This window comes from Actinoplanes sp. 13, from assembly GCF_056134165.1.
This window is the reverse complement of sequence record NZ_JBVYOQ010000005.1, coordinates 80809-97966: the sequence shown is the minus strand read 5'-3', so window position 1 is coordinate 97966 and position 17158 is coordinate 80809. Positions and strand designations below refer to the sequence as shown.

12 protein-coding genes are annotated in these 17158 nt (G+C 72.7%); 6 read left to right on the top strand and 6 right to left on the bottom strand.

From position 1 onward, the window contains the following. Positions 1–182: 182 nt before the first annotated feature. Positions 183–770, bottom strand: coding sequence for a TetR/AcrR family transcriptional regulator (locus AC0NH5_RS12975; protein WP_474403144.1), 588 nt, complete (start codon positions 768–770; stop codon positions 183–185). Positions 771–783: 13 nt separating this feature from the next. Continuing rightward, positions 784–3489, bottom strand: a complete 2706-nt coding sequence (locus AC0NH5_RS12970; protein ID WP_474403142.1) for a PEP/pyruvate-binding domain-containing protein — start codon at positions 3487–3489, stop codon at positions 784–786. Positions 3490–3759: 270 nt separating this feature from the next. On the opposite strand from AC0NH5_RS12970, the gene AC0NH5_RS12965 reads away from it, so the two are divergent. The 3 genes from AC0NH5_RS12965 (at position 3760) to AC0NH5_RS12955 (ending at position 4906) form a co-directional block, all read left to right on the top strand. Beyond that, positions 3760–4032 (top strand): hypothetical protein, encoded by a 273-nt coding sequence (locus tag AC0NH5_RS12965; protein ID WP_474403140.1) that lies wholly within the window; start codon positions 3760–3762, stop codon positions 4030–4032. Between the two features lie 106 nt (positions 4033–4138). Next, the gene (locus AC0NH5_RS12960) at positions 4139–4618 is read left to right on the top strand and encodes a macro domain-containing protein (protein ID WP_474403138.1); all 480 of its coding nucleotides are present in this window, start codon (positions 4139–4141) and stop codon (positions 4616–4618) included. 57 nt (positions 4619–4675) lie between these two features. Then, the gene (locus AC0NH5_RS12955) at positions 4676–4906 is read left to right on the top strand and encodes a hypothetical protein (protein ID WP_474403136.1); all 231 of its coding nucleotides are present in this window, start codon (positions 4676–4678) and stop codon (positions 4904–4906) included. A gap of 49 nt (positions 4907–4955) precedes the next feature. Here the strand turns inward: AC0NH5_RS12955 and AC0NH5_RS12950 are convergent, their stop codons facing one another. Next, positions 4956–5234, bottom strand: a complete 279-nt coding sequence (locus AC0NH5_RS12950; protein ID WP_474403134.1) for a hypothetical protein — start codon at positions 5232–5234, stop codon at positions 4956–4958. Positions 5235–5376: 142 nt separating this feature from the next. On the opposite strand from AC0NH5_RS12950, the gene AC0NH5_RS12945 reads away from it, so the two are divergent. Then, positions 5377–5823 carry a hypothetical protein gene (locus AC0NH5_RS12945; RefSeq protein ID WP_474403132.1) on the top strand — a complete coding sequence of 149 codons (447 nt, stop codon included), beginning with the start codon at positions 5377–5379 and terminating at the stop codon, positions 5821–5823. Here the strand turns inward: AC0NH5_RS12945 and AC0NH5_RS12940 are convergent. Continuing rightward, positions 5820–8444: a putative bifunctional diguanylate cyclase/phosphodiesterase gene (locus tag AC0NH5_RS12940; RefSeq protein ID WP_474403130.1), complete on the bottom strand. Its 2625-nt coding sequence runs from the start codon at positions 8442–8444 to the stop codon at positions 5820–5822. The genes AC0NH5_RS12945 and AC0NH5_RS12940 overlap by 4 nt on opposite strands. A gap of 110 nt (positions 8445–8554) precedes the next feature. After that, positions 8555–14014 carry an ATP-binding protein gene (locus AC0NH5_RS12935; RefSeq protein WP_474403128.1) on the bottom strand — a complete coding sequence of 1820 codons (5460 nt, stop codon included), beginning with the start codon at positions 14012–14014 and terminating at the stop codon, positions 8555–8557. 137 nt (positions 14015–14151) lie between these two features. Here AC0NH5_RS12935 and AC0NH5_RS12930 point away from each other — a divergent pair, with 137 nt between their 5' ends. Then, complete coding sequence (locus tag AC0NH5_RS12930) at positions 14152–15150, top strand: nitronate monooxygenase (protein WP_474403126.1); 999 nt, start codon at positions 14152–14154, stop codon at positions 15148–15150. A 330-nt stretch (positions 15151–15480) separates the two neighbouring features. After that, on the top strand, positions 15481–16536 hold the full coding sequence (locus AC0NH5_RS12925; RefSeq protein ID WP_474403124.1) for a hypothetical protein: 1056 nt from the start codon (positions 15481–15483) through the stop codon (positions 16534–16536). Between the two features lie 63 nt (positions 16537–16599). Here AC0NH5_RS12925 and AC0NH5_RS12920 read toward each other — a convergent pair whose 3' ends face one another. Then, on the bottom strand, positions 16600–17151 hold the full coding sequence (locus tag AC0NH5_RS12920) for a GtrA family protein (protein ID WP_474403122.1): 552 nt from the start codon (positions 17149–17151) through the stop codon (positions 16600–16602). Between the last annotated feature and the right edge of the window lie 7 nt (positions 17152–17158).

Below are 17158 nucleotides of genomic sequence, written 5' to 3'. Positions count from 1 at the left end.
TGAGCTGCCCACTCCAGCCCTGCGAACCCGAAGTCCCTACACAGGCCACCCAAATCTGTGTGGTGACTTCGGGTTCGCTGCGCACCCGAAGTCCCCACGCTGACTGCTCGCCCCTTGGTGCGCGCTGCGCACCCCAAGTCGCCGGCGCGCCTTGTGTGGTGACTTCGGGTTTGCTGCGTGCCTCAAGTCGGCACGCTGCGGGCCGGCTGGCTGAACAGCAGGTCGAGCTGGGTGTCGAGGGCCGTCAGGGCCTGCTCCTCCGTGTACTGGCCGCCGAGCAGATACATCCCCAGCCCTTCCATCAGCGCCAGCAGACCCGCCGCCCGGGTCTCGTCGCCGTCCGGGAGCAGGCCGGTGATGAAGCCGAGCATCTGTGCGGTCCCCTCCCGCAGCGCCGGCGCCGTGGCCGGCCGCACCGCCGTGTAGGCCAGGAACGCCAGCGCCACCCGCCCGTCGGCCCGCGTCTCCTCGTCGAGCGGCAGCAACGCGGCCAGCAGCGTTCGCAGCAGCAGCCGCGGCGCCGGATCAGCGCCCAGGGCTGCGACCGCCGCGTTCACCCGGGCCTCACCGCGGTCCCGCACCACGTCCAGCGCGAACGTCATCATCTCGTCCTTGGTGCTGAAGTAGTGCTGCACCATGCCGGCGGACACCCCGGCCTCGGCGGCCACGTGCCGAAGGCTGACCGCCTCGAGGCCCTGCTCGGCGGCGACCCGCATCAGCGCGTCGGCGATCTGTGTCCGCCGTTCCTGGCGGTCGACCTTCCTGGGCATGGCGCCGATGCTTTCACGCCACCGTGACGGTGCCGGCGGCACCGTCCACGATGATCGTCTGACCGGGACCGATGCGGGTGGTGGCGCCGGGCACGCTGATGACGGCCGGGATGCCGTACTCGCGGGCCACCGTCGGACCATGCGCCATGATCGCCCCGGTCTCGCTGACCAGGCCGCCGGCGGTCAGGAACAGCGGCGTCCACGCCGGATCCGTGGTGGACACGACGAGGATGTCGCCGGGCTCGACGTGTGCGGTCGCCGGATCGTGGATGATACGGGCCGGCCCGGTCACCCGACCCGCCGACGCCCCGACCCCGCGCAGCGTCCCGCCGGAAGCCAACGCCGTGCCGCCGCCCGCCGTGCCGCCCCTGACAGCCATCGCGCCGCTGCCCGCCGTGCCGCCCCTGACTGTCATCGCGCCGCCGCCCGCCGTGCCGCCCTCGACGGCCGCCGTGCCGCCTGATGACATCGCCGCGGCGACCTCCACGTCGGTGCCGTCGGAGAGCAGCGCGACCGGCACATGCCGCCGCCGTGACTCGGTCTCGTGGATCTCGCGGCGCCGGACGACCAGGTCACGGTGGTCGGCGCCGTGCCGGATCGCGGCCTCCACCTCGTCCAGGTCGAGGAACATGATGTCGTGCGGCGCGGCCAGCAGCCCGCGCCCGGTCAGGTCGGCGCCGATCAGCAGGAGCTGTTCCCGCACCGTCCGGAGGTGGTGCAGCCCGGCGAACTTGCCCGATTCCCGCAGGCCCATCAGCGCCCGGGCGCGGCGCAGGAAGAACACCGCCAGGCTGCCGCGCACCGGCCTGCGCCGCCGGGCGCGCCTGGTGAGATCCAGGAGGGTCACTTCCGCTTTTTCTGCGGTACGCGTGAACCGCGCATCCGGGGCCTGTGCGGGGTCGTCGACGCGCAGATAGTTGGCGATGGCGGCGAAGACACCCGTCGGGTCCTCGGCCCACCGGGGCACGCCGAGATCCGCCTCGGCGGGGCCACGGTGACCGTAAGTGGCCAGGAACGGCCCGAGCCCGATGTCGGGGAGGTCGCCGCCGAGGTGTAGCGCCGCGAGGGTGCCCGGTGGCGTGTGCAGCAGCAGGTCACGATGGGCGGAAGCGTCCCGGGCGAGCCGCCACAGGGCCAGGTCCATCTCCAGCGTCACGTTGTGCGGGAGGCCGCTGAGAACAGTGTGGATCTCGGCCGGTTCGGCGAGGCCCTTGAGGAGCACACCGGGCACGGAGGCGGAGAGCAGACCCGCGACGATCGGCCAGGTGATGTCGTCGGCGGCGGCGGGGGAGTCGTCCTGCCGTACGAAAGCCAGCCGTTGATCTGAGGTGTGCAGGTCCGGGGGAGCGGCGGCAGCGAGCCTGAGCTGCTCGGTGGCCGCCTGGAGCCGCCGGCGCGCCGCGTCCGGCCGGGCCAGCGCCCGGGTGATGCCGGACAGCGCGCGGACCGCGGTGCGCGCCGCCGAGGCGTCCTTCTGCGGCCGGCCACCGTCGCCGTCCCGCTGGTCAGGGCCGGTCTCCCGCGATGTGCCGTCGCCGTCCCGCGTCTTGCCGTCGGCCACCCGCGTCTTGCCGTCGGCCACCCGCGTCTTGCCGTCGGCCACCCGCGTCTTGCCGTCGCCCACCCGCGTCTTGCCGTCGCCAACCCGCGCTTTGCCGTCGCCCGCCCGCGCCTTGCCGTCGCCCCGCGGCTTGGTGGAGTCGGGGGTGAAGCGCGGGTCGGCCAGAACGTGTTCCATCGCCGCCTGGGCTCGCGGGCCGAAGTCGACCGCCATGAGCTTGACCAGGCGTTTCCGGGCGGTGCGGTGGCGGGCGAGGTCGGTGAGGTCGCCGTAGAGCCGCCCGCCGATGTCCACGATCTCGGCGCGCAGCCCGAGGGCGGCGGTCATGCCGGCGATCAGCTGCTTGAGCGAGGACATGCCCATCGGGGTGGCCGGCTGGAGCATGCCCTGGACGTGGCCGAACTCCAGGTAGACCCGGATGTCGTCGGTCGCGGGCGGCAGCGGGAACAGCGTGGTGATCGGCCGGGACTGGAGCAGCCAGAGCACGCCGTCGTGGTCGAAGGCCCACTCGATGTCCCGCGGTTCGCCGGCCGCCCGCTGGATCCGCTCGCCGGCGGCCTTCAGCTCGTCCAGCTGTTCCTGGTCGAGGCAGCCGCCCTGACCGGTTTCGCTCAGTCGATAATGATCGGCCGCCGCGGTGCCGTCGACGACTCCGGTGCCCAGCCCGGGCACCGCGTCGGCCAGCATCTCGGTGCGGCTGCCGGTGAGCGGGTCGGCGGTGAACAGAACGCCGGCCGCGGCCGGGTCGACCATGCGCTGCACGATGACGGCCATGCTCAGCTCGGTGTCGTGCCGGGCATGGGCCTCGCGGTAGGCGCGCGCCCGGTCCCCGTGCACCGATTCCCAGCACTTCGCGACCGCCGTCAGAATCTCGTCGACGCCTTCCACCCGCAGGAAGGTCTCGTGCTGTCCGGCGAAACTGGCGCCCGGAAGGTCCTCGGCGGTGGCGCTGGAACGGACCGCCACGGCGCCGCCGCCGATCGCCTCGTACGCAGCGGCGATCTGTTCCCGGGAGAGCACTCCGTCGCGGTGCGCCGTGGTGGTGATCACGAAGCCGGGCGGTACGCGCTCGCCGTGGCGGATCAGGGTGGCGAGGCCGGTCGCCTTGCCGCCGGCCAGGTCTGTCCGGTCGGCGTCCCGCAGAGGGATCACGAGCATCCCGGCCTCCCCATCATCGTTGCAATGCAAGTGTATTGGTTTCGAGCGTAGCCGGTGATCCGATACAACTGCAATGTCGTGGACCGGGCGGTGGCGCTGTCGGAGACCGGGCAGCCCTGACTGGCGGCGTGGACCTATGTTCGAAGAGGCGGCGAATGCCCCGGCAGAGCGGCCGGAAAAAGTGTCGTACCCCCGGGCTAGCGTCAGCGATGAGTTTCCGGGAGCCGGCCGGTCCACCGTTGGTAACGCCGTTCGAAGGAGGAGATCCCGATGACCACCATGCTTGCCGCGGCCCGCGCCGAGGCCCTCTTCACCAGCACCCTGTCCACCGGCAGCCGTCCCGCCGGTGACACCGTCGAGCAGCTGATCCGCGTCGCGGTGCGCTCGCACGGCGGCGTGCGGGGGTGCGCCGCCGACGTCGCCAGTGAGTATGGTGATCATCCCGATCTGGCCGTCCCGCGGATGCGGTGGGCGCTCGAGGTGGTCGACGGCTACTACGGCGGTCATCGGCGTCCGCTCGGCGCGTCGGCGCTCGTGGGCTGACCGGCCCACGCCGCCGGAGGACGGACCACCGCCCGGTCCGCCGAGCGCCCGCCCGTCCGACCGACCGCCCGCCCGCCCGGTCCGCCGTTCTCCCTGAAGGATGCACATGGTGCCGCTGAGATTTCTCAAGGGCGACGCGACCAGTCCCCAGGCCGCCGGGCCGAAGGTCATCGCGCACGTCTGCAACGATCTCGGCGGGTGGGGCAAGGGGTTCGTGCTCGCGGTGTCGCGGCGCTGGCCCGAGCCGGAGCGGGCGTTCCGGCAATGGCACCGGGGGCGGGCCGGCAACGACTTCGGGCTCGGCGCCACCCAGCTGGTGCAGGTGCGGCCGGACGTCTGGGTGGCCAACATGGTCGGTCAGCGCGGCATCCGGACGGCGCGGAGCACCGGGGTGCCGATCCGCTACGAGGCGGTCGGCAAGTGCCTGACGTCTCTCGCCGAGCATGCCGTGCGGTTGCGGGCGTCCGTCCACATGCCCCGGATCGGCTGTGGTCTGGCCGGCGGCAAGTGGGAGCGCATCGAGCCGCTGGTGGTGGAGGCGCTCTGCGCCCGGGACATTCCGACGGTCGTCTACGACCACGACTGACAACGGCGGCGCGCGCCGTGGAGCGAAGCTCCGGCGTGGCACGCGGCCGGGTGGGCAGTGCGAGCCGGCATCCTCGCCGTCGCGATGACCGGCACCGCGCGAGCCGGCATCCTCGCCGTCGCGATGACCGGCACCGCGCGAGCCGGCGTCCTCGCCGTCGCGATGACCGGCACCGCGCGAGCCGGCGTCCTCGCCGTCGCGATGACCGGCACCGCGCAAGCCGCCCAGGCCGGCGCCGGCAGCTACACCGAGACGCTCCCGGCCGGCGCCAAGCTACCCAGCGTGTGAAGTTGCGGTCCGATTCGAGCCGCAAGTCCCCACGCAGGGGGTGCCGGCATCAGAGGACCGCGCGGAACTCCGGCCACGTGCCCCAGAACCGCTCCACCTCTTCGATGATCGGCTGCATGCTCGACGCGACCTCCGGCGGCACCGGTGTGCCGTCGTCCCAGCGCGGCGAGTCGGGCAGGTAATACAGGCCGCCCCGGACGCCCGGTTCGACACCGAGCGTGAGCACGTGCCCGTCGAGCTCGAACTGTCTGGCGAAGCGGCCGTGACCGCGCAGGATGGCGCCCGAGTGGTGTTGCGCCTCCTGGCGGTGCAGCTCCTGGACCGTCATGGTGTCCTCCTCCATCGGCGGGGTGATGACCCCGGCACCAGTGGGTACGCCGCTGCGACGCCACTGGTTCACTTCGATATCGGGCTCATGAGGTCACGGAAAGTTGCGGGATGGCGTTCTGCCACCCGAAGGTGTGACCGCTTTGCCATGGTATGGTGTGCGACTTTCCGGGCTCAGGCGGACCGCGGTCTGGCAGTTCGCCGCCGCGCCGCCGGCGATCTGGCTGGTGCTGACGCTGGCCGGGGTGGGCGGCCTGGTGACGCTGGGGCGCGGCGGCAGGCAGTCGCTGGGGCGCGGCGGCAGGCAGTCGCTGGATCAGCGCTTCGAGCTGCGGGTGCAGCTCGTGGCGGACTTCGTCACGAGTTACGTCGCGGACCTGCTGGAACGGGAGCGGGTGCAGGCCGAGGCGTTCCTGACCGAGCCGGTGGTGGACGAGCGCGACTTCGTGCGCTCGGTCGGCGCGTTCGGTCACCCGGCCGCGGTGCTGCTCGACGACGAGGGACGCGGCCACCCCACCACCGGCCGTCGGGCACCGTCCCGTCCCGGCCGCCCGGGACACGGCACCCACGTTCAGGACCTGAGGTCCTAGACGGCGACGGCGGCGAGCCGTTCGCGGAAGTCGGCGGCCGGCATCGGCCGGGCGAAGTAGAAGCCCTGGGCCCGCTCGTAGCCCAGGCGGGTCAGGCGGTCCGCCTGCTCCGGGGTCTCCACCCCCTCGGCCACCGCCTGGAGGCCGAACGCGCGGGCCATCTGGGCCACCGCGTCCGCGATCGCCTCCGAGCCGCGGTCCGGCGCGAACGAGCGGTCCAGCTTGATCTGGTGCACCGGGCAGGCGGCGAGCAGGCTGAGCGTGGACGCGCCGGTGCCGAAGTCGTCCAGCGACAGCCGTACGCCCAGGTCCCGCAGATCCCGCAGGTTGTCGGTGGTCGCGCCGCCGCCGACGGCGACCGACTCGGTGATCTCCACGGTGAGCCGGTGCGCCGGGAGCCCGCTGTCGCGCAGCGCGTCCGCCACCACGTCCGGGAAACCGGCTTCGCGCAGCTGCCGGGCCGACACGTTCACCGACACGGTGGCCTTGCCCGGCCACGTCGCCGCCTCGCGGGTCGCGGCGCGCAACACCCAGGTGCCGAGCGGGACGATCAGGCCGGTCTGCTCGGCGGTGTCGATGAAGGCGCCCGGCCCGAGCAGGCCGTCGGTGGGGTGCTGCCAGCGGACCAGCGCCTCGGCGCCGGTGACCCGGCCGTCCGGCAGCCGCACCATCGGCTGGTAGAAGACCACCAGCTGGTCCTCCAGGATCGCGGTGTGCAGGGCGGCCGCCCGCCGGCTGCGTTCGGCGCCGCGCGCCTCCATGCCCGGCCGATACCGCTCGAAGCCGCCCTCGCCGCGCTCCTTCGCCTCGTACATCGCGATGTCCGCCTGGCGCAGCAGGTCACCGGCGTCGTCACCGCCGCGCCCGTCGACGACCCCGAAGCTGGCCCGCACGGTCATCGGCTCACCGTCGATCACGACCGGCTCGAGCAGGGCCGCCGCCATCCGGACGAGGACCTGGTCCACCTCCGCGCCGACGACGTCCTCGAAGAGGATCGCGAACTCGTCGCCCCCCAGCCGGGCGACCGTATCGGTGGGCCGCACACTGACCCGCATCCGCTCGGCCACGTGCACCAGCAGCGCGTCGCCGGTGGCGTGCCCCAGTGTGTCGTTGACAATCTTGAAGTCGTCCAGGTCGACCAGCACGATGCTGACCCGCTTGCCGGGACCGGCGGCGGTCACCGCGGCGGCGACCCGCTTGCCGAACAGCGCCCGGTTGGCCAGGCCGGTCAGCACGTCGTGACTGGCCTCGTAACTGAGCCGGTCCCGCACCTCACGGGTCTCGGTGATGTCCCGGGCGTTGCTGACGATGCCGCCCACGCTGGGTTCGTCCGTCAGGTTGGCGCTGATCACCTCGAGCCAGCGGTACGACCCGTCGGCGTGCCGCAGGCGCACCTGGTACGTCGCGGTGTTGCCGGGTGCGGCGGCCACCGCCGTGAGCCGCTCGGTCACCGCGGCCAGGTCGTCCGGGTGCGTCCGCAGGGCCATCTCGGTGCCGATCAGATCGTCCGGGCCGGTGCCCAGGATCCCGTGCGCGGCCGGGCTGACATAGGTCAGCGCGCCGAACGGCTCCGCGATGGTCACCATGTCGGTGGAGTTCTGCACCAGCAGCCGGAACCGGTTCTCCTGGACGCCGATCCGGGCGAGCAGGGCGTCGTTCTGCCGGAACGCGATCAGCTGGCGGATCACCACGAGCGCGGTCAGCGTCACCGCGACACCGTCGATCAGCATGCCGTCCCCGGTGCCCCAGATGTTGTGGTGCGCCACCATGGCGTCGACCGCCGCCACCGCCACGTACGGCATCAGGCTGTAGCCGCGCGGCTTGCGCCGCGACCGGGCGCCCGCGGCGGTCTCCACCACCTGCATCCGGGCGCCGACCGCCGCCGTGCACGCCGCCAGCGGCAGCACCAGCACCAGCAGGTCGCCGTCCGGCTGGTGCGGGTGCAGGAAGCTGATCGCCGAGCCGAGCCCGCCGATCAGCGCCGACGCGCCGATCCAGTAGAGCCCGTGCCGGGCGAACGAGTCGACGCCCGCGAGCACCACTTTGGCTGCCAGGTAGACCCCGTTGAAGCCGGCACCCATGATGACGGCCGCGGCGAGCACCCGGGGCACGGTGACCCGGCCGTCGGCGAACTGGGCGGACGCCGCGAAGTGCCAGATCAGCAGGCCGGCCGCCGAGGTCAGGGTGCCCAGGTCCAGCCAGACGGCCACCTTCGCCGCGCGGGCGCGGGCACTGAACGGCAAGCCGATCAGCGGCCAGGTGAGCACGACGCCGCCGACGACGTGCAGCACCACGGAGGCCGGCAGCAGCCGGCCACCCGCGCCCAGCTCGGAGAGGACGCGCAGCCCGGCGACGCCGACGAACAGCAGGATGCCGAAGGCACCTGTGCGCCAGTAGCGGCGCACAGCCGGTGCGGACGCCGGGTCGGACCGCACCCGCCGGCAGAGAACCAGGGTGGGCACGATGACCGCGATCACCAGCAGCCAGTCGATCGGCGCCGGCCACAGCCGCCCGGTGTACTCCTGCAGCAGGAACGCGGCGACATCGACAAACGTCAGGGCCGTGACGGCCTGAAACGCCCGATCAGCGAAGAGCGGCGGGCGGCCGGGCGTATCAGGCACACCCTTAATGTCGACTCCGGCCGGGCCGGGTTGAGTTGCCGGACGGGACAAAAGCAGCAGCGGGCGTACGGCCAGGACGGCCGCACGCCCGCTGCGCGGGTGGTCGCTGTCTAGTTCCCGCTGCCGTACGCCTGGATCGTCTCGATGATCCGGGGGCGCAACTCCGCCGCCCGGATGACCGCGTCGACCGAGCCCATCTCGACCGCCCGCTGGATGCTGTGCACGCGGTCGAACTCGGCGGCCACCTCGCCCAGCTTCTCGGTGCGCACCGAGGCGCGCAGCTCGTCGAGCTCCGCGGCCAGGGCGCCCCGGTCGGCGCCGGTCGCCGCCGCGACGCGTGCCTGCAGGGCCGTCACCCGCGGGTCGGCCGCCGTGCGCGCGTTCACCTCGCCGGTGAACACCACGGCCGCGGCCGGCGCGCCGCCCAGCACCGAGGCGAACGAGCCTTCGATGGCCAGGACGGTCATGTTCGGGTTCAGCGCCTTGGAGAAGACCACGAACGCGCCGCCGTGGTACCGGGAGATCACGCAGAACACGATCGGGCCCTGGAAGTTGACGATCGCCCGGCCGATCTCGGCGCCGTACTCCAGCTGGAGCTTGCGCATCGACTCCGGCGAGCCGTCGAAGCCGGAGAGGTTGGCCAGCACGACCAGCGGACGGTTGCCACTGGCCGCGTTGATCGCCCGGGCCGTCTTCTTCGACGACTGCGGGAACAGCGTGCCGGCGGTGTAGGTGTCCGGGCCGTCGGTGGGCGGGAAGCCGCGCCGGGACACCGACTTGGACTCGATGCCGAGCAGACAGACCGGGATGCCGCCCAGGTGCACGTCCTGCACCACGGCGGTGTCCGCGTCGGCCATGCCGGCCCAGCGCTCCAGCACCGGGTGGTCCTGGTCGGCGACGGCGCGCATCACTGTACGGATGTCGAACGGTTTCTTGCGGTCCGGGTTCGCGGTCGGTGAGAAGATCTCGCCGACCGTGGCGAAGTCGGTGCCCTCGGCCTGGTGCGGGAACGCCGAGACGTCCCGGTCGACCGGGTCGGTGGTGGTGGTCGGGCGCGGCCCGGCCTCACCGGGCACGACGTACGTGTGGTCGTAGTGCGACATCAGCACGTCACGGGCGGCCGTCAGGTTCGGCGCCCAGTACTGCGCCTGGCCGTTCGGGCCCATCACCCGGTCGTACCCGCCGATCCCGAAGTTGTCCTCGGCGGACACGCCGCCGGAGAAGTCCAGGGACTGCTTGCCGGTGAGAACCATGGCCGAGTCGGGGGTCATCACCAGGATGCCCTTGGTGTGCATGAGCATCGTGGCCTCGGCGTTCCAGTACGGCTGGGCGCCCACGTTGATGCCGGCCACCACGACGTTGATCTCGCCGCCCGCCTGGGTGAACTCGACGATCCGCTTGAGCGCGGCGGCCACCCAGTCCATGTTCTCGGTGCCGGACTCCATCGAGATCCGGGCGCCGGCGGAGAGCGCGTACCACTCCAGCGGCACCCGCATCCGCTCGGCCAGGTCGAGCGCGGCGATCACCCGGCGGCACTCCGCCTCGGCGAGCGCGCCCAGCGACTTGGTCGGGTCGCCGAGCAGCACGACCCGGACAATGCCCTCCGGGTTGCGCGCGGTCGGGGTGGTGACCACGCCGGCGACCAGCGCGGCGGAGTTGCGGCCCTTGGGCCGGTCCACCGGCACCAGCTCGTGGCTCTCGTTCAGGTCGTGCTCGGCGAAGTCGCCCAGCAGGCCGGTCAGCTCGTACGGGTACACCGTGTTGCGCGCGGCCGCCCGCAGCACCTTCTGCCGGTACCCGTCCAGCGGCTCGATCGGCTCGTCGGACGGCGCCTCGATGGTGAGCCGGGTGCCGCCGGTGACGTCGAACGTGATCCGTACCGCGATCTTGGTCAGCTCGCCGGTCTTGTGGTCCCGCCGCCGGGCGATGAACTGGATCTCCTCGAGGCCGGCGCCGGCCGTGGTCGGCGCGACCCGCCGGGCGATCATCTCCATCTCGGAGTGGCTCAGCCCGACCGCCGGCCACACGTAGAGCACGATCCGGTTGGTGTTGAACCGCTTGTCCGACGGCCGTTGCAGCTGCGCGCGCCGGATCGAGTCGAGGCAGGTGGCGATGGTGTCCTCGGTGGTCGGCAGCGCGACCAGGCGGCCGTCGTGCTCCCGCAGCTCGGTCAGGTCCCGCACCTGCGCGAACGCGACCAGGCGGTCGTCGGCCGGGTTCTCCCGGGCCACGCACTGGAACAGGTAGATCTCCTCGTCGGCCGACGGCAGCCGGGTGAGGTCGAACTTGCGCAGCCGCTCCAGCTGCATGCGCTGAGCGATGTACGGGTGCAGGCCGCGGATCAGCCGTTCCTCAGCCATCCCGGTGGTGGAGGGCCGGAACGTGAAGTGGTGGTGCATGACCGCGCCGCTGCGCCCGGCCACCGTGGTGGTGACCCGGCGGATCTGGGCGGGCAGCGGCCGTGCGGTGACCACCTCGAGCAGGGCGGCGGCCATCTCGCCCGGGTCGACCGGCTGGCCCTCCCAGGAGAGGTAGACGTCGGCGTCGACGGTGGTGTCCCCGGCGGCCAGCTCGGCGAGCCCGTCCAGGGCGCCGCGCAGCCCGTCGAAGCCGACCGCGGCCGAGACCAGGTGCGAGCCGTCCCGGTCGGCGATCACGAACGTGCAGCCCGCGGCCTCGGTGGAGCGGACACCGGTGATGCCCTTGTTGCCGTAGTAACGCCGGGTCAGGACCTCGAGCATCACCGAGTTGTCCAGGTTGTCGCGCAGCAGGCGCTGGCCGAGCAGCCGCACCAGGGGTTCGGTGCTGCGGACCATCTCGGCGATCCGCTCGTCGCGGTCGGCGGCGGCCGGGCTCTCGTCGAGGTGGCGCAGGTGCCGGCGGACGTCCGCGTACACCCGGGCCCGGTTGCGCCGCAGCAGCGGCTGGCCGAACCATGCGAACACCACGCCGCGGGCCAGGTCGGCGACCGCCGGGAAACGGACCTGGGTGGCCGCCACCAGGCGCTCCAGGGCCAGGCCGGCGGGCTCGCGCAGCGCCTCGTCCGGCGGCGGCTCGCGCAGCCAGGAGCGCAGCAGCGTGGCGATCAGCGTGGCGTCGGCGGCGGCGCGCTGCTGGGCCAGGAAGATCCGGAACACCGCGGCCTCAAGAGCGGGCGTACGCTCCAGCTCCGTCACACCGTAGTGGGCGAGGGCCTTGCCGAGCCTGGTCTGGAAGCTCTGCGGCAGGCCGGCCCGCTCCACGTCGAGGCTCTGCAGGTAGGTGTGGAAGTACTCGCGGGCACTGTAGGCGTGGGTGCTGCCGTCCTCGGCGGCCGGCCGGTTGCGGCTCAGCTCGGCCAGGTCGGCGAACACCTCGATCAGCGTCACCTCGCCGGCCAGCGGTCGCCGGCCCTCCGCGGCGGCGGCGTCGCGGGCGGTCAGGTAATCGCCGAGCACCCGCTTCTCGTCGTGCGGGTCGACGTCGAAGCCGAGCAGCAGGCCACGCAGGTCCTCCTGGCCGCGGGCGGCGCGCAGCGGCGCCGAGCCGGCCGGGGGAGCGGCGGGCAGGTCGATCTCGGCGGTGCCGGTCTCCGCCTCGGCCGCCGCGTCGTCGCCGCCCAGCGGCTCCAGGCGCAGCAGCGGGGCACCGGCGTCGACCTTGGCGCCGACCGAGACCACGCACTCCTTGAGCCGGGCGCGGAACGGCGCGCGCAGCACGGCTTCCATCTTCATGGCTTCCAGGACCAGGACCGGGGCGCCCGCCTCGACCTCGGCGCCCACCTCGAGCGGCGTGGCGACGACCAGCGCGGGCATCGGGGAGCGCAGCACGCCGCCCTCGTCGCGGCTGACCCGGTGCGTCACGCCGTCCACCTCGACCAGGTGGATGGCGCCGTGCGTGCCGGTCAGCAGCCGGTGCCGGGCGCCGTTCACGGTGATCCGGCCGCTGTGCTCGTCGAACCGCTCCAGCTCCACGTCGGCCGCGCGCACCTCGCCGCCGGCCTCGATGCCGACCCGGAACCGGTGCGGGGCGACCCGGGCGACACCCACCCGGTAGCTCGCGCCGCGCAGTTTCAGATCAAGCGGGCGGCCGCTCTCGTGCCGGACCTGGGGACGCCCGCCGAACGCGGTGGAGAGCAGGCGCTGCTGCTCGACGCGCTCCTCCTCCTCGTACCCCTCGATGGCGGCGGCGGCCAGCGCGACGGCGGAGTGCCGGTGCGACACCAGGCGGCCGGCCTGGCGGACCCGGTCGATCCAGCCGGTGTCGGCGCTGCCGTCGATCACCTCGGGCTGGTCCAGCAGATCCAGGATGAAGCTCTTGTTGGTGGCGCCACCCTCGATCACCACGGTGGTCTCGGTGACCGCCCGGCGCAGCCGGCTGAGCGCCTCGTCCCGGTCCTTACCGTGCGCGATGATCTTCGCGATCATCGAGTCGAAGTCGCCGGGGATGGTGTCACCCTCGCTGACCCCGGTGTCCACCCGGATGCCCGGGCCGGCCGGGAACTCCAGGCGGGCGATCCGCCCGGGTGAGGGGGCGAAGTCGCGGTCCGGGTCCTCGGCGTTGAGCCGGGCCTCGATGGCGTGCCCGCGCTCGACCGGGGGCGTGCCCACCAGCCGGCCGCCGGACGCCACGTGCAGCTGGGCCTTCACCAGGTCGAACCCGTTGGTCGACTCGGTGATCGGGTGCTCCACCTGGAGCCGGGTGTTGACCTCCAGGAAGGCGAGCAGGTCCTCGCCGGGGTGGTAGAGGAACTCGACGGTGGCAGCACCGCGGTAACCCACCGCGACCGCCAGGCGCTCCGCCGACGCGCGCAGCTCGGCCGCCCGCTCCGGCGGCAGGACCGGCGACGCCGACTCCTCGATCACCTTCTGGTTGCGCCGCTGCACCGAGCAGTCCCGCACGCCGATCGCCCACGCGGTGCCCGCGCCGTCGGCGATCACCTGCACCTCGACGTGCCGGGCGCCGGTCACCAGCCGCTCCAGGAACACCACGCCGCTGCCGAAGGCCCGCGCCGCCTCCTGGCTGGTCCGCTCGTACGCGTCGGTGAGCTGGTCGCGGTCGCGCACCAGGCGGATGCCGCGGCCGCCACCGCCGGCGGTGGCCTTGAGCATCAGCGGGTAGCCGATCCGGTCGGCCGCCTCCAGCGCGGCCTCCAGAGTCTCCACCGGGCCGCGGCTCCACGGCGCCACCGGGACGCCGACCTCCTCGGCGATCAGCTTCGCGCCGATCTTGTCACCCAGCTTGCGCATCGCGTCCGGGCTGGGTCCGACGAACGTGATGCCGATCCGCTCGCAGAGCTCGGCGAAGGCCGGGTCCTCGGCCACGAAGCCCCAGCCGACCCAGGCGGCGTCGGCGCCGGTCTCCACCAGCGCGTGCTCCAGGACCTTGAGGTCCAGGTACGGCCGGGCGGCTGCGGCACCCAGCTCGTACGCCCGGTCCGCCTCACGGACGAACGTGGCGGTCCGGTCCACGTCGGTGTGGAGCGCGACGGTCTCGATCGGCTGCCCGATCTCCGCGGCCAGCTCACGGACGGCGTGGATGAGCCGCATCGCGGCTTCACCACGGTTGACGATGGCGATACGACTGAACACCCGATCAAGCCCTTACCTCGGCAGAACCTACGCCAGGAGACTACAGCCGCCGCGCGTCGCCGAAGCCGCTCGACGGTACTCCGCAGTAACCTCCCACCTGCGCATTCCGGCGGATCGACGGAACGGAGGGGCCGGCCGTGCCCGAGCTGACCGGGAAGATCATCATCGCGCCGATGGCCGGTGGGCCGTCCACGCCCGCCCTGGTGACGGGCGCCGCCCGGGCCGGAGCGCTGGGATTTCTCGCGGCCGGGTACAAGAGCCCGGCAGCCGTCGAGTCCGAGATCCGGGCGACCATCGGCGTGCCGTTCGGCCTGAACATCTTCGTCCCGGTGCCCGCACCGGCCGACCCGCGGCCGATCGAGGAGTACCGGCGGCGGTTGGAACCCGAGGCGCGGCGGTACGGAGTCGACCTTCCCCCGCTGCGGCCGGCCGACGACGATCACTTCGCGGCCAAGGTCGAGCTGGCGGTCGCGTACGCGGTCCCGTACGTCAGTTTCACCTTCGGCGTGCCGGACCCGGCCGTCGTGCGCGCGCTGCGCGCCGCAGGGAGCACCGTCCTGATCACGGTGACCACCGGCGCCGAGGCCCGCCGGGCGGTGCTCGCCGAGCCGGACGTGCTGATCGCCCAGGCCGGCACGGCCGGTGGCCACTCCGCCACCTCGGAACCGCACGGCTATCGAGGTGACAGCGTTGCCGCGGACGTGCTCGCCGAGGTCCGGGCGGCGACCGATCTGCCGGTCGTGGCGGCGGGTGGCACCGCGTCGGTGGAGGACGTCGCCCGGTTGTGGGGTGCGGGCGCTGCCGCGGTCCAGGCCGGCACCGTGTTCCTGCTGGCCGACGAGGCCGGGACCCGGCCGGCCCAGCGCGCGGCGATGCAGTCCGGCGACCATCGCGAGACCGTGGTGACCAGGGCGTTCACCGGTCAGCCGGCGCGGGCGCTGCGGAACCGGTTCACCGACGCCTACGGGGACGCGCCGGTGGGCTATCCGGCCGTCCACCACCTGACCGCACCGCTGCGCGCGGCCGCGGCGGCGCGCAGGGACGCCGGCGGGCTCAACCTGTGGGCCGGCACGGGATTCGCGGCGGCCCGCCCCGCCCCCGTCGCCGACCTCCTCGCCTCCCTGACTCCCGTGTGAAGTTCGGGCGCGATCCGCACCCCAACTTCACACACACAAAGTCCCGCCCCGGTGTGGAACCAACCCGCGTGTGAAGTTCGGGTGCGGATCGAGCCGCAACTTCACACGGGGGGTTGGGGGCGGGAGTGGTGTGTGAAGTTGGGGTGCGGATCGAGCCGCAACTTCACACGGGGCGCTTTGCCGGGCGTACACCATTGTTTGTTTGGAGTCGGGGTTAACCGCGGGCATATTTCGGGCGGCTCGGAAATGAACTGCCCGGCCCGTTGACAAGTGTTACAGCGCCGTATGCAACCCTGTTCTCCCACTTGGTTCTACGGGGGATGAGATCGCATGCCGAAACGCGTGTTCCTGCACGTCGGCGCACCGAAAACGGGCAGCACCTTCGTGCAGAACGTGCTGTGGCACAACCGGGAGAAATTGCGTCGGGCCGGCATTCTGCTGCCCGCCACCCGGCCCGCGCACGACCAGGCGATGGCCGATCTGCGGCAGGCCTCCTGGCGTGACCCGGAGGCCACCTGGACCTGGGACCGGCTGGTCGGCGAGTTCACCCGCTGGCCCGGCGACGTGATCATCACGAACGAGGGTCTGGGTGGCGCGACCGCCGCCCAGGCAGCCCGGGCCGTACGCACCCTGTCCGCCGCCGCCGAGGTGCACGTCATCGTGGTTGGCCGTGACCTGGAACGTACTCTCCCGTCGATGTGGCAGGAGAACGTCCGGTCCCGCAGCGTCGGCGGGTTCGGCGCCTATCTCACCGCGATCCAGGAGGGCCGCAACGACGCGTTCTGGAACCACACCGCCAACCGCATGCTGTTCCGCTGGGGCGACCTGGTGCCCGCCGCGCACCGTCACCTGATCACCGTGCCGCCGCCCGGCTCACCGGAACTGCTGCTGTGGGAACGTTTCGCGAGCGTCGCCGGCATCCCCGCCGGCCTCTGCGAGATCGACGCGCCGTCGGCGAACCGGTCGCTCGGCGCGGCCGAGATCGAGCTGCTGCGCCGGTTGAACGCGGCGCTCGGCGATCGCTACCCGCATCGGATGCCCTACCGGCGGGTGGTGCTGCGGCACCTGGTCAACCCGGTGCTGAAGAACGGGCGCAACGAGCTGCGGTTCGGCGTCGGGCCGGACAAGGCCGACTGGGTCCTGGAGACGACCGAGGAGCGGATCAAGGAGCTGGCGGACTACCCGTGCCAGGTGGTGGGGGATCTCGACGAACTGCGGCCGGCCGGGATCGCCGCGGGCTTCGCGCCGGACGAGGTCACCGAGAAGCAGTTGCTGGACGTGGCGGTGGAGACCATCGTCGGGCTGCTCGGGCACACCGACTCGCTGGCCCGGCGCGCCGACCGGGACCTGGTCACCCGGGTCCGGCACCGCCTGCGCCGCCGATAGACACGCCGGCGGCTCTCTCGGCGGCCGCCACCTCGCGCGCGTCGCCCGGCAGTGCGGGGCCGATCAAGGCTGCGGATCCGGGGTCTTCACCGGCCGGGGCTCGTGCTGGACGAGCGGGCGGCGGGTGCGGATCCGCCGCGACGACCGGGCCGGGCGCGGCGGGCGGGCGTCCTTGTGCGGGAAGACCACCTTCTTGAAAGCCCACAGCCGGAACACCATGGCGATCACCGTGCCGATGATCATGCCGCTGACGAAGTCGGCCAGTTCCTGGACCGGGCGGGTGACCTCCGGGACCTGCAGCTGCAGCAGGTAGCGGGACACTCCGAGCGGGACCACGTTGAGCACGGTGGCGACGGCGCTGACGGCGAAGAACAGGGCGGCCTCGTGCCGCCGCTCCCGGCCGCCGCGGCTGCGGAAAGCCCATTCGCGATTCAGCACGTACGACAGGATGGTGCCGGCCACGGTGGCGAACGTGAGCGCGGTCACCGGCTTCTCGTGCAGCACGGTCAGCTTCAGCGCGTAGTTGATGACCGTCGTCGTCGTGAAGCACAAGCCTCCCACCAGGAGAAACTTGACTGCTTCATGATGCTTGCGGATCAGACGGCTCAGCCACATCGGGCGA

Excerpts from the sequence above, each read along its gene's own strand:
- AC0NH5_RS12920 (WP_474403122.1), bottom strand. The coding sequence starts at position 17,151 with ATGTGGCTGAGCCGTCTGATCCGCAAGCATCATGAAGCAGTCAAGTTT.
- AC0NH5_RS12950 (WP_474403134.1), bottom strand. The coding sequence starts at position 5,234 with ATGACGGTCCAGGAGCTGCACCGCCAGGAGGCGCAACACCACTCGGGC.
- AC0NH5_RS12960 (WP_474403138.1), top strand. The coding sequence starts at position 4,139 with ATGGTGCCGCTGAGATTTCTCAAGGGCGACGCGACCAGTCCCCAGGCC.
- AC0NH5_RS12975 (WP_474403144.1), bottom strand. The coding sequence starts at position 770 with ATGCCCAGGAAGGTCGACCGCCAGGAACGGCGGACACAGATCGCCGAC.
- AC0NH5_RS12970 (WP_474403142.1), bottom strand. The coding sequence starts at position 3,489 with ATGCTCGTGATCCCTCTGCGGGACGCCGACCGGACAGACCTGGCCGGC.
- AC0NH5_RS12965 (WP_474403140.1), top strand. The coding sequence starts at position 3,760 with ATGACCACCATGCTTGCCGCGGCCCGCGCCGAGGCCCTCTTCACCAGC.
- AC0NH5_RS12925 (WP_474403124.1), top strand. The coding sequence starts at position 15,481 with ATGCCGAAACGCGTGTTCCTGCACGTCGGCGCACCGAAAACGGGCAGC.